At 71.7% G+C, this 12,510-nt stretch carries 11 protein-coding genes; 6 read left to right on the top strand and 5 right to left on the bottom strand.

From position 1 onward, the window contains the following. Window positions 1–6 precede the first annotated feature (6 nt). The 4 genes from OHA21_RS03095 to OHA21_RS03110 all read left to right on the top strand — a co-directional run bounded on the left by OHA21_RS03095 (window position 7) and on the right by OHA21_RS03110 (window position 5,072). Complete coding sequence (locus OHA21_RS03095; protein WP_328469910.1) at window positions 7–2,133, top strand: MMPL family transporter; 2,127 nt, start codon at window positions 7–9, stop codon at window positions 2,131–2,133. A gap of 129 nt (window positions 2,134–2,262) precedes the next feature. Next, window positions 2,263–3,261 (top strand): NAD(P)-dependent alcohol dehydrogenase, encoded by a 999-nt coding sequence (locus OHA21_RS03100; protein WP_328469912.1) that lies wholly within the window; start codon window positions 2,263–2,265, stop codon window positions 3,259–3,261. Window positions 3,262–3,270: 9 nt separating this feature from the next. Then, entirely contained in the window at window positions 3,271–4,308 is a 1,038-nt protein-coding gene (locus tag OHA21_RS03105) for an amidohydrolase family protein (protein ID WP_328469914.1), read from the top strand. Then, on the top strand, window positions 4,305–5,072 hold the full coding sequence (locus OHA21_RS03110; protein WP_328469916.1) for an iron-sulfur cluster assembly protein: 768 nt from the start codon (window positions 4,305–4,307) through the stop codon (window positions 5,070–5,072). The genes OHA21_RS03105 and OHA21_RS03110 overlap by 4 nt, the downstream gene beginning before the upstream one ends. Here OHA21_RS03110 and OHA21_RS03115 read toward each other — a convergent pair. Then, on the bottom strand, window positions 5,062–5,862 hold the full coding sequence (locus tag OHA21_RS03115) for an IclR family transcriptional regulator (RefSeq protein ID WP_328469918.1): 801 nt from the start codon (window positions 5,860–5,862) through the stop codon (window positions 5,062–5,064). The genes OHA21_RS03110 and OHA21_RS03115 overlap by 11 nt on opposite strands. Window positions 5,863–5,930: 68 nt before the next feature. Between OHA21_RS03115 and OHA21_RS03120 the strand changes: the two genes are divergently transcribed. Continuing rightward, entirely contained in the window at window positions 5,931–6,254 is a 324-nt protein-coding gene (locus tag OHA21_RS03120; protein WP_328469920.1) for a putative quinol monooxygenase, read from the top strand. 46 nt (window positions 6,255–6,300) lie between these two features. Here the strand turns inward: OHA21_RS03120 and OHA21_RS03125 are convergent, their stop codons facing one another. Next, window positions 6,301–7,404 (bottom strand): cellulose binding domain-containing protein, encoded by a 1,104-nt coding sequence (locus OHA21_RS03125; RefSeq protein WP_328469922.1) that lies wholly within the window; start codon window positions 7,402–7,404, stop codon window positions 6,301–6,303. Window positions 7,405–7,495: 91 nt separating this feature from the next. Between OHA21_RS03125 and OHA21_RS03130 the strand changes: the two genes are divergently transcribed. Next, window positions 7,496–8,272, top strand: a complete 777-nt coding sequence (locus OHA21_RS03130; protein WP_328469925.1) for a rhamnogalacturonan lyase family protein — start codon at window positions 7,496–7,498, stop codon at window positions 8,270–8,272. Between the two features lie 145 nt (window positions 8,273–8,417). Here the strand turns inward: OHA21_RS03130 and OHA21_RS03135 are convergent, their stop codons facing one another. From OHA21_RS03135 to OHA21_RS03145, 3 genes are read right to left on the bottom strand one after another with little or no spacing between them, the layout of a single operon-like run. Further along, entirely contained in the window at window positions 8,418–9,806 is a 1,389-nt protein-coding gene (locus OHA21_RS03135; RefSeq protein ID WP_328469927.1) for a (Fe-S)-binding protein, read from the bottom strand. Continuing rightward, the gene (locus OHA21_RS03140; protein ID WP_328469929.1) at window positions 9,806–10,960 is read right to left on the bottom strand and encodes an FAD-binding oxidoreductase; all 1,155 of its coding nucleotides are present in this window, start codon (window positions 10,958–10,960) and stop codon (window positions 9,806–9,808) included. Before OHA21_RS03140 ends, OHA21_RS03135 begins: the two co-directional genes overlap by 1 nt. After that, window positions 10,960–12,411: an FAD-linked oxidase C-terminal domain-containing protein gene (locus tag OHA21_RS03145; RefSeq protein WP_328469931.1), complete on the bottom strand. Its 1,452-nt coding sequence runs from the start codon at window positions 12,409–12,411 to the stop codon at window positions 10,960–10,962. The genes OHA21_RS03140 and OHA21_RS03145 overlap by 1 nt, the downstream gene beginning before the upstream one ends. Window positions 12,412–12,510: the final 99 nt, after the last annotated feature.

Below are 12,510 nucleotides of genomic sequence, written 5' to 3' on the forward strand. Positions count from 1 at the left end.
GGAATCATGGCGACGGGAGTTCTGGCGCGGTTCGTGTGCGGGCGGCGTACCAAATGGGTGGTCCTTGCTCTTTGGATCTTGATCCTGGCGGTGACCGGGCCGCTCGCCGGCAAGCTGAGCGGCGCCGAACGCAACGACAACGCGTCCTGGCTGCCCGGTGACGCCGAGGCCACCCAGGTGGCCGAGCTGCAGAAACAGTTCCTGCCGACGGAGATCGTGCCGGCGTTCGTGGTCTACGAGCGCACCTCCGGCATCACCGACGCGGACAAGGCCACGGCCGCCGCGGACGCGCAGGCGATCGGCGGGGTGAGCGGCGTGACCGGCGAGGTGACCGGCCCGATCCCGTCCGAGGATGGCCAGGCGCTGCAGACCATCGTCCCGATCGAGATCGACAGTGAGGGCTGGGACCAGATCGCCGGCGTCGTCGACGAGATCAAAGCCGAGGTCGGTACGGGTGAGAACGGCCTCGCCGTGTACGTCACCGGCCCGGCCGGGAACGCCGCCGACTCGGCCGCCGCGTTCGAGGGCATCGACGGCACGCTGCTCTACACCACCCTGGCGATCGTCACGATCATCCTGCTCATCACGTACCGCAGCCCGGTCCTCTGGCTGCTTCCGATCATCTCGGCCGGCGCCGCGCTGATCACCGCGCAGGCGGTGATCTACCTGCTCGCCGAGTACAACGGCCTGGTCGTCAACGCGCAGAGCGCCGGCATCCTGACCGTGCTGGTGTTCGGCGCCGGCACCGACTATGCGCTGCTGCTGGTCGCCCGCTATCGCGAGGAGCTGCGGCGGCACACCGACCGGCACGAGGCGATGATGTTCGCCCTGCACCGGGCCGGACCGGCGATCATCGCCAGCGCCGCGACCGTGGCGATCGGCATGTCCTGCCTGATGCTCGCCGAAGTGAACTCGACCAGCGGCCTCGGACCGGTGGCCGCGATCGGCGTCGTGGTGGCCCTGTGCGCGATGATGTCGCTGCTGCCGGCCCTGCTGGTGATCGGCGGCCGGTGGCTGTTCTGGCCGGTCCGCCCGGCCTTCGGGTCCGCGGAGCCGACCGCGACCGGGCTCTGGGCCCGGATGGGCGCCCGGATCGCCCGCCGCCCGCGCATCGTCTGGATCGGCACCGCGCTGGCCCTCGCGGTGATGGCGCTCGGCCTGTTCCAGCTCAACGCGAACGGGCTCTCCCAGCAGGACTCGTTCACCACCGAGCAGCCGTCGGCCGCCGGGCAGGAAGTCCTGGCCCGGCACTTCCCGGCCGGGGAGGGCCAGCCGGTCGTGGTGATCAGCAACGCGGCGCAGGCGTCGCCCGTGCGGCAGGCCTTCGCCGCGACGCCCGGCATCACCGCGGTCAGCGAACCGGTCGAGCGCAACGGCCTGGTCCAGCTCGAGGGCACCTTGCAGGCGGCAGCGGACAGCGAAGAGGCAGAAGACACCGTACGAGCGGTGCGCACCGCCGTGCACGCGGTGCCGGACGCGGACGCGAAGGTCGGCGGCATGACCGCGATGGTGATGGACATCAACGAGGCGAACAAGCACGACAACCGGCTGATCATCCCGCTGGTGCTGCTCGTCGTCCTGGCGATCCTCGGCGTGCTGCTGCGGGCCGTCGTCGCGCCGCTGATCCTGATCGCCACCGTCGTGCTGTCGTTCGCCGCCGCGCTCGGCGTCAGCGCCCTGGTGTTCCGGCACGTCTTCGGGTTCGCCGGGGAGGACACCGCGTTCCCGCTGTTCGTCTTCGTCTTCCTGGTCGCGCTCGGTATCGACTACAACATCTTCCTGATGACCCGGGTCCGCGAGGAGGCCTGGCAGCACGGAACCCGCCGCGGCGCGCTGATCGGCCTCGCCGCGACCGGCGGCGTGATCACCTCAGCCGGTCTGGTCCTGGCCGGCACCTTCGCGGCGCTCGGCAGCCTGCCGCTGGTGGCGTTCGCCGAGATCGGTTTCGCGGTCGCGTTCGGCGTGCTGCTGGACACCCTGGTGGTGCGCTCGGTGCTGGTCACCGCCCTGAACCTGGACCTCGGCCGCTGGATGTGGTGGCCCAGCAAGCTTGCCCGGGTGCCGGACGAGCCACCCGGCGAGACCCCGGTCTCCCCGGCCCCGGCGACCCTCACCGGCCAGGCCGCGGACTAGCCGTCCAGCGCCGGGGCCGGCCCGGTCCCGGGGCCGGTCGCGTTGTCACAGTCTGAACGCGTGCTTTCCCGGTGCTGAAGGTCCCGCGCAGAGTCCGGGTGGGGGACGGACGAGGCGAGGGGAGAAGCGATGAAGGCTGTCCGGGTGCACTCCTACGGCAAGCGGCCGAGCGTGGACGAGGTGCCGGATCCCGTGGTCAGCGGGCCGTGGGACGTGCTGGTTCAGGTGGGGGCGGCCGGTCTCTGCCGTACCGATCTGCACATCGTCGAAGGGCAGTGGGCCGAGAAGTCCGGCGTACAGCTGCCGTACGTCATCGGTCATGAGAATGCGGGCTGGGTGCGCGCGGTGGGCAGCGCCGTCACCAATGTCGCCGAAGGCGACGCGGTGATCCTGCATCCGCTGGTGACGTGCGGGTTGTGCCTGCCGTGCCGGCGTGGCGACGACGTGCACTGCGAGAACTCGCGGTTCCCGGGGATCGACTGCGACGGCGGCATGGCCGAACTGCTGCTGACCAACGCCCGGTCCGTGGTGAAGCTGGCGGACGGGCTGGAACCGGCCGCCGTGGCCGCGCTCGCGGATGCCGGCCTGACCGCCTACCACGCGGTGCGCAAAGCGGTGCCGCTGCTGTATCCCGGGACGACCTGCGTGGTGATCGGCGCCGGCGGGCTCGGGCACATCGGGATCCAGTGCCTGCTGGCGATGACCGCGGCGAAGGTGATCGTGGTGGATCCGAGCGAGCGGGCGCAGAGCCTGGCCCGCGAGCTCGGCGCGCACGAGGTCACCGACCGCACCGACGAGCTGACCGATTCCGCACACGTCGTGCTCGACTTCGTCGGGGAGCAGGGCGCGGAGGCGGCCGGGCTGGCGATGACCCGGCGGGCCGGCAGCTACTACGTGATCGGGTACGGCGGGTCGGTGAACATCCCGACCATCGACCTGATCTCCACCGAGCGCAACATCGTCGGGAACCTGGTCGGCTCGTACACCGACCTGGACGAGCTGATGACGCTCGCCGCGCAGGGCAAGGTCACCCTGCACACCAAGCAGTACCAGCTCAGCGCCGTGAACGAGGCGATCGACGACCTGGAGACCGGCCGTCTCGCCGGCCGCGGAATTCTCGTCCCATAAGGGGGAGCGATGTATCAGAACTACTTCGTCGTGGACGCGCACACCCACTTCTGGGACGGCAGCCCGGCCAACCAGATCAACCGGTACGGCGAGGGCTTCATCAAGTGCTTCTACGACTACCACGCGAACCTGTCGCCGGACGAGTACAAGTGGAGCCTCGAGGACTTCGAGCGCTACAGCGAGGAGCGGATGATCCGCGACCTCTTCGAGAACGGGTACGACGACGTCGCGATCCTCCAGTCGACATACCTGACCGACTGGTACGTCAACGGCTTCAACACCACCGAGCAGAACGGCGCGCTGGCCGAACGCCACCCCGGCCGGTTCATCGTCAACGGCCGGTGGGATCCGCGGGACGGCGAGGCCGGTCTGGAGAAGCTGGAGCAGCTCCACGAACGCTGGCAGCTGCGCGGGGTGAAGCTCTACACCGCCGAGTGGAAGGGCGACTCCAAGGGCTGGAAGCTCTCCGACCCGTGGGCGTACCGGTATCTGGAGAAGTGCCAGGAGCTGGGTATCCGCAACATCCACGTGCACAAGGGCCCGACTGTCTACCCGATGAACCGGGACGCCTTCGACGTGGCCGATGTGGACGACGCCGCCACCGCGTTCCCCTCACTGCGGTTCATCGTCGAGCACGTCGGCCTGCCCCGGCTGGAGGACTTCTGCTGGATCGCGACGCAGGAACCCAACGTGTACGGCGGACTCGCGGTCGCCATGCCGTTCATCCACAGCCGGCCACGCTACTTCGCGCAGATCATCGGCGAGCTGCTGTACTGGCTCGACGAGAACCGGATCCTGTTCGGCAGCGACTACGCGATCTGGCAGCCGAAGTGGCTGATCGAGAAGTTCGTGGACTTCCAGATCCCGGAGGACATGCAGGGCGAGTACGGGACGCTGACCCCGACGATCAAGAAGAAGATCCTCGGGATCAACGCGGCGCGGCTCTACGACATCAAGGTGCCGGGCGAGTTCGACGTCCCCGACGAGCCGGTGGACACCGGTCCGGCGGTCGGCTCCGGGCCGGTCCCGGAAACGGCCGCGCGATGAGCCCGGCCGCGGCGGCGGCCTGGGCAGCGCTCGGCCGGGTCCGCGATCCCGAACTGGACCAGCCGATCACCGACCTCGGCTTCGTCGCGAGCCTGCGCGTCGAGCCCGGCCGCATCCGGGCCGAACTGCAACTGCCGACGTATTTCTGCGCGCCGAACTTCGCGTGGCTGATGGTCGCCGACGCGCACGACGAACTGGCGTCGCTCGGCGGCGGGCGGGTGGAGGTGGTGCTGCTCGACCACTTCGCCGCCGAGGAGATCAACGCGGCCGTGACCGGTTTTGACAGGACCGGATTCGAGACCGACGGCGCCGATCCGGCCCTGGACGACCTGCGCGCGACGTTCGACCGCAAGGCGCACACCGCCGCCCAGGAACGTCTGGCCAGGACACTCGCGCCGCTGGTGGGGGAGCGGCTGCCGGAGGTCACCCTCGAGGAGGCGGCCCGCCTGGCGCCGGACGCGACCGCCGCGGTGGTCCGGCGCCGCGCGCGGCTCGGCCTGAGCAGCGATTCCGCCCTCTGTGACGAGCGGGGCGCGCGGATCCCGGCGGACCGGCTGCCCGGGTGGTTGCGCTTCGCCCGGACGGTACGGGTGAGCGTCGACGGCAATGCCACGCTCTGCCGGGGGTTGCTGGAGACGAGGTACGGCTTGGCGCGGGACGGGACGACGCCGGCCGGGACGACGCCGTCCGGGCCGGCGCGACCGGTTACGGGCTCAGCCGTTGAGCCGCCCGGTGCGGGCCGCCTTTACGGCCTCAGCCGTTGAGCCGCCCGGTGCGGGCCGCGTTGTCGAGGGCGACGGCGCGGCTCGCCCGGACGGCGCCGAGGCGGACCACCCGCTCGACGGCCCACCGGTCGGACCGCATCCGGGCGGTGGGCATCGACACGGCGACCGCGCCGACGAACCGGCCGGCCGCGTCGTTGACCGGCGCGGCCATGCAGCTCAGCTCCGGCTGGAACTCGTTCACCTCGACGGCGAGGCCGGTGCCGCGGACCTGCCGGAGCTGGCGGTGCAGCAGTTCCCGGTCGGTGACGGTGGCCGGGGTGATCTCCGGTGTGCCGGTCCGGTCCAGCACCGCCTCCCGGTCGTCCGGCTCCAGGGTGGCGAGCATCAGCTTGCCGAACGCGGTGGCGTGCGGGGCCTCGTGGAAGCCGACGCCGAGGGTCCGGATGCGCGGATGTTCCGGGCACTCGTCGACGTGCGCGACGATCATCTCGGCGTTGCGCAGGGCGGCGTAGTAGGCGGCGGCGTGCGCCTGCCGGTGCACCACCGCGGCGACCCGGCACACCTCGGGCGGCGCGGCGATCTGCCGGTGCAGCGCCCGGGCCAGGTCGTCGACCCGGTGGCCCAGCGCGTACGCCCGCTCCTCGGCCAGATGGACCAGATAGCCGCCGGTGACCAGCGTGGTGAGCAGGTGATAGGTGGTCGGCAGGGTGAGTCCGAGCGCGCGGGCGACGTCCTTGGCGGCGACCGGGCCGCCCGCCGCGGCGACGTGGTCGAGGACGCGCATCGCCCGCTCGACGGATTGCAGCAATCCGGCCCCTTTGCCGCTCATGTGCCCAGACTGCGTGCCGGACCATGATGAAGGAACCCGGCCGACCAATGATGCGAAAGGTTGCGAAGATGATCTTCATAACCGCGAAGTTCCTGATCAAGCCCGAGCATGCCGACGACTGGCCGCGCATCGCCGGCCCGTTCACCGAGGCGACCCGCGCCGAACCGGGCTGCCTCTGGTTCGACTGGTCCCGCAGCCTCGACGACCCGCGCGAGTACGTGCTGGTCGAGGCGTTCCGCGACGGTGACGCCGGCGGCGCGCACGTCGGCTCGGCGCACTTCAAGCAGGCCCAGCAGGATCTGCCGCAGTACCTCTCGGCCACCCCGAAGATCGTCAGTCAGAGTATCGACCAGGACGACTGGTCGGAGCTGGGCGAGCTGCGGGTCGGGTGACGGGTGCCGCGGGCGGGCACGGGACCTGCCCGCCCGCGGCACGGCTTCAGGAGATCGCGGCGGCCACCGCCGGATACCACTTGTTCGCGATCTTCGCGTTGCCGGCGTCGTTCGGGTGCACCCCGTCGTATGTGTCGGTCGCGGTGTTGAACCCGGTCCACTGGTCGACCACGGTGATCGGCGAGGCGGCCGTGCTCAGCGACGCCGCCCAGCCCGGAATCGCTGCGTTCAGGTTGACCACCCGCTGCCCGCAGTCACCGCAGGTCGACGGTTCGAGCGGGATGATCTGCGCAACGATGATCTTCATGTTCGGGTTGGACGCGCGCATCTGCTCGACCAGCCTGGTGTACGCCGCCAGGATCGTCGCCGTCGACAGGTTGCTCCACGCGTCGTTGGTGCCGAAGTGCATCAGCACGACGTCCGGGTCGGTCGCCGACAGCCAGCCGACCAGCTGGTTCTGGTTGGCCACGTTCGTCACCAGGAAGCCGCCGTGCCCCTCGTTCTCGCCGTCGTAGGCGAAACCGCAGCCCTGTCCCGGCAGCGTGCCCACGAAGTCGACCTCGGCGGCCGGCAGCTTCTGCCAGAGCAGCGCCCGCCAGCAGCCCGGCGAACCGGTGATCGAGTCACCGAGCGCCATGATCTTGGTGGGTCCGTCCCCGGGCGGCGTCGACGGCGACGGTGAGGTGGACGGTGAGATGGACGGTGAGGGCGAAGGCGAGGAGGGCGCCGGCGAGGAGGGGACCACGCCTCCCGTGCAGGCGACGCCGTTGAGGGCGAACGACGACGGCACCGGATTCGACCCCGTCCACGACCCGTTGAAGCCGAACGAAGCCTTCCCGCCGCTGCCCAGGGACCCGTTCCAGCCGGCGTTGCGGACCGTGACCGACGACCCGGACTGCGTGACCGACCCGTTCCACAGCTGGGAGATCGACTGCCCCGCGGTGAACGTGAACACCAGCGACCATGCGGTGACCGGATCGCCGAGGTTGGTCACTTCGACGTTCGCGCCGAAGCCGCCGGGCCACTGGGACGACACGGTGTACTTCACCGCGCAGCCGGCCGCCGCGTCCGCCCTGGTAGCGGTGGCGACCGCGCCGGTCACGAGGAGAGCGCTGGCGGCGCCGAGGGCGGCCAGTCTTCGTCGATGCATGGGATGCCTCCAGAGGCGTTCTTGACGAGCGTGCGGGAACGGCGCACGCTGGGAGCGCTCCCATTAACGCACATCGATGTGAGGTTGGAGAATGGCCAGCAGAGGACGAATAGCCCGGGTGCTCGCGGCCGGCGCACTGACGGCGGCGCCGGCCGGGGCCGCGCCGCCTCCACCGCCGCTGACCGACGGCAAACAGCGCGAGACGCTGGACCGTGGACTGATCAGCGTCCGCTCCGGCAGCGGCAACCTGGTCAGCTGGCGCCTGCTGGCGACCGACCCGGCTACGGTCACGTTCAACCTCTACCGCGGCACGACCCGGATCGTCACCGGCGCCTCGCTGACCAACCACCTCGACGCGGGCGCCGCGGCGGGCCAGGCGTACACCGTACGCCCGGTGATCGGCGGCGTCGAGCAGGCCGGCACCACCTCCGGCACCGGCCAGGTGATCGGCAACGCGAGCGCCGACCACCGCAACTCCAGCGGCTACGTCCTGAACGGACCGGAGTACCTGACCGTCTTAAACGGGCAGACCGGCGCGGTCCGGGCCACCGTCGACTACGTCCCGCCGCGAGGCACGGTCAGCAGCTGGGGCGACTCGTACGGTCACGGCGACGCCCTGCACGTCGGCGTGCACTCCAACAACGGCACGAAGGCCACGCCGTCGCTCTCCGGCGACCTGCTCGGCGACTGGCGTGAGGAGGTGATCTGGCCGACCACCGACAACACCCGCCTGCGCATCTACAGCACGCCGTCCACCACCGGCCTGCGGGCGATCACCCTGCTCCACGACATCCAGAACCGCACCGCGCTGGCCTGGCAGAACACCGCCTACAACCAGCCGCCGCACCCCAGCTTCGCGATCGGCTGACTCTTCGGGGAGGCGTAAGCGGCCCGGGATCCGGGAGGCCGAGGTTGGGGAACGGGACTCGGCTTCGGCGGGCACCGGGACAGCGCGGAGGCGGAGGTGGGAACGGGTTCCGGCTCCGCGCGCCCGGCCGGGGGCGGATGGTGGGTCATCGCTCCCGGAGCAGGCCCACACCGCCCAGGTCACGGATGGAGGCGTCCAAGACCTGGGCGGTGTGGGCCAGGGCGATGGTGCCGCCCCGGCGGCGTACCGCGGCGGCGACCTGCATCAGGCAGCCGGGGTTCGCGGTGACCAGCAGCTCCGCGCCGGTGTCGAGGACCTTCTGGGCCTTGCGGTCGCCGAGCTCGGCGGCCGGGACCGGGTTGAGCACGTTCCAGACGCCGGCCGATCCGCAGCAGATCTCCGGCTCGGCGATCGGCCGCACGACGAGCTCCGGGATCCCGGCCAGCAGGGCTCGCGGCTGGGCGCGGACGCCCTGCGCGTGCCCGAGGTGGCACGCGTCGTGGTAGGCGACGGTCACCGGCAGCGGGTGCCGCTTCGCCACCGGGCCCAGCTCCACCAGCAGCTCGGCCAGGTCACGCACCCGCGCGGTGAAGTCGGCGGCCCTCGCCGCATATGCCGGGTCGTCGACGAGGAGCTCGTCGTACTCCTTCAGCGACGAACCGCAGCCGGCCGCGTTCACCACGAAGTAATCCATCCCGGTCGACTCGAACGTGTCGATCAGTTTCCGGGCGAACCGCTGCGCCTCCGCCCGGCGCCCGTTGTGCACGCTCAGCGCCCCGCAACACCCCTGTCCGGGCGGGATCAGCACCTCGCAGCCCTCGGCGGCGAGCACGCGTACCGTCGCCGCGTTGACGTCGGGGAAGAACGCCGACTGAACACAACCGGTCAGCATGCCCACCACCGCCCGCCGCGTCCCCCGCGCCGGCACGCGGCGCGGCGGCCGCGGCACGCCGCGCAGCTTCGGCGCCAGACTGTCCAGCGTGGCCAGGGTGGGTGCCAGTCGTTCGAGCAGGCCGGTCCGGCCGATCAGTTTCTGCAGACCCGATCTCTGGTACGCCCACAGCGGCCCCCGCAGCAGCCGGAGCCGCCTCGGGTACGGGAAGAGCGCGAAGATCGCCGCCCGCAGCGCCCGGTCCTTCGCGCCCCGCTCGTGCCGCCGCTCCACCTGCGCGCGGGTGTCCTCGATCAGCCGGTCGTACTGCACGCCCGACGGGCACGCGGTCACGCAGGCCATGCACCCGAGACAGCGGTCGAAGTGGGTGACCATCGAGTCGCTCAGCGGTTCCCCGTCGAGACCCTGGCCGATCAGGTGGATCCGGCCGCGCGGCGAGTCCATCTCCTCGCCCCACAGCACGTAGGTCGGGCAGGTCGTCAGGCAGAACCCGCAGTGTACACAGTCCGAGACGAGTTCGGCGCGCGGCGGGTGATCACCGTCGAAGGCCGGCTCTCCGGAGGGCCGGCCGGCCTGCTCGGCAGCGCGCAGAGCGTCCGGCGGCGGAGTGCCGGTGCCGTGCGTGGCGTCGATGTCGGCCATCAGATCCCTCCCACGAAGCGGCCCGGGGCGAACCGGTGACCCGGGTCGAACTGCTCCTTGACCCGGCGCATCAGCGCGAGACCCGGCACCGGGCCCCACAGGTCCAGGGTGTCGCGGACGCCCTCCGGAGCGGTCAGCACCACGAGGTGGCCGCTCGCCCGGACCGCGGCCGCCCGCAGCAGCTCCACCCGGCTGTGCGGGTCGCACCCCTCCGCCGGGAAACCCGCGTAGAGCACGCCGGCGCCGGCCGAGCCGCTGACCGTGGCGCCCGCGCCGACCGCGGTGGCGACCAGCGCCGGTACCTGGGAGAGGACGCCGGTCAGCTTGACCGTGACGTCGCCCGGCGGCGCGACACCCCACCAGGGCGGCGGCTCGTCGGTGATCTCGCCGCCGTCCAGCAGGCCGGCCACCGTCTCGGCCCGGTCACGGACGCCTTCCGCCGTGCCCTCGAGCCGCACGGCGATCTCCGGGTCGGTTCCGGGCGCGGCGTGGACCTCGATCGCCGTGGCCGCCAACTGGGCGCCGAGGATCCGCGCTGTGTGGCCCGGGGGAGCCGTCGCGCGTACGAATGCTGATGCTGCCGGGACCGGATGCAGGCGGAACACGCACTCGGTGATCAGCCCGAGGGTTCCGAAGGAACCGGTGTAGAGCTTGCCCAGGTCGTAGCCGGCCACGTTCTTGACCACCTTGCCGCCGGCCTTGGCGATCCTGCCGTCCGGCCGGACCACGGTGATGCCGATCAGCAGGTCGCGGGCCGTGCCGTAGCGCAGGCGGCGCGGACCGCTGGCGTTCGCCGCGACCGTGCCGCCGGCCGTCGCCCCGGGCGGCGCGTCCAGGGCGAGCTGCTGGCCGGGCAGGGCGTGCAGCTCGGACATCGGGGTGCCGGCCCGGACCACGGTGATCAGGTCGCCGGCGGCGTGCTCGACGACGCCGGCCAGCCGCCGGGTGTCGATGATCAGGTCGAGTTCGCGCGGCGGATTGCCCCAGTGCAGCTTGGTGCCGCCGCCGCGGATCACCACGGAGAGATCCTGCGCGGCCGCGACCAGCGCCGCCGCCTCCTCGGTGGAGGTGGGCGCCGCGACCATCCGGGCCGGCACCCCGCCGACCACGTCGTCGTCGCCGGCCTTGACCGCGAGATCGTCGAGCAGCGACATCAGAAGACCTCCGCGCCCTGGTACTCGAAAGCGCCGCTGCGGCGCCCCGGCCGTTCCCCGCACAGCCGTGGGGTGGGGAAGACCTTGCCCGGATTGGCCAGCCCGTCCGGGTCGAACGCGCACCGGACCAGCTGCATCGTGTCCAGATCGGTCTCCGAGAACATCCGCGGCATGTAGCGGGCCTTGTCCACGCCGACGCCGTGCTCGCCGGTGATCGACCCGCCGTGCTCGATGCAGAGGTCGAGGATGGCGCCGGAGACCGTCTCGGCCCGCTCGGTCTCGCCGGGCACCGCCGCGTCGAAGAGCACGAGCGGATGCAGGTTGCCGTCGCCGGCGTGGAAGACGTTGGCCACCCGGACGCCGTGCTCGCCGGCCACCTCGTTGATCCGGCGCAGCACCTCGGGCAGCGCGGTCCGCGGGATCACCCCGTCCTGGACGATGTAGTCCGGGCTGATCCGGCCGACCGCGGCGAACGCCGACTTGCGGCCGCGCCAGATCAGCGCCCGTTCGGCGTCGTCGGCGGCCACCCGGGTCTCGAACGCGCCGGCCTCGTCGCAGAGCCGGGTCACCTCGGCGAACTGGGCGTCCACCTCGGCCGCGGGCCCGTCCAGCTCGACGATCAGCACCGCGCCGGCGCCGGCCGGGTAGCCGCAGCGCACCGCGGACTCGGCGGCCTCGATGGAGAGCACGTCCATCATCTCGATCGCGGCCGGCACCACCCCGGCCGCGATGATCGCCGAGGTGGCGGCACCGGCCTGGTCGGTGGAGGCGAAGGCGGCGAGCAGGGTACGGACGGATTCCGGCAGCCGGGTGAGCTTGACGGTGACCTCGGTGGCGACGCCGAGCGTGCCCTCCGAGCCGACGAACGCGCCGAGCAGGTCGTAGCCCGGCGTGTCCGGGGCGGCGCCGCCGAAGTCGACCTGCTCGCCGTCCGGCGTGACCACGCGCAGACCGGTCACGTGGTTGGTGGTGAACCCGTACTTGAGGCAGTGCGCGCCGCCCGAGTTCTCCGCCACGTTGCCGCCGATCGAGCAGATCTGCTGGCTGGACGGGTCCGGCGCGTAGTAGTAGCCGTGCGGGGTGGCGGCCTGGGTGACGTGCAGGTTGATCACGCCGGGCTGGACGACGGCCCGCTCGTCCTCGGGGCGCAGCTCGACGATGTCCCGCAGCTGGGAGGTCACGATCAGCACCCCGTCGGCGTGCGGTAGCGCCCCGCCGGACAGGCCGGTGCCGGAACCGCGGGCCACGAACGGCACCCGGGCGTCGGCACACGCGCGGACCACCGCGGCGACCTGGTCCGCGGTCCGGGGCAGGGCGACCAGCGCGGGGATCACCTTGTAGTGGGCGAGGCCGTCACACTCGTACGTCCGCAGCTGTTGCCGGTCGGTGAGCACCTGGTCCGGGGCCAGTTCGGCCCGCAACCGGCTCGCCAGCGCATCGATCCCGCTCATCGTGCGACACCTCCTACCGCCTGGTTGCAACGCTAACGGTGATCGACGCCGTGCGCGACGGGTGGCGGCGTCGTTACACGGTGTAGACACTTTTCTGGT

The sequence above is a fragment of the Actinoplanes sp. NBC_00393 genome (assembly GCF_036053395.1).
GTDB lineage: Bacteria > Actinomycetota > Actinomycetes > Mycobacteriales > Micromonosporaceae > Actinoplanes.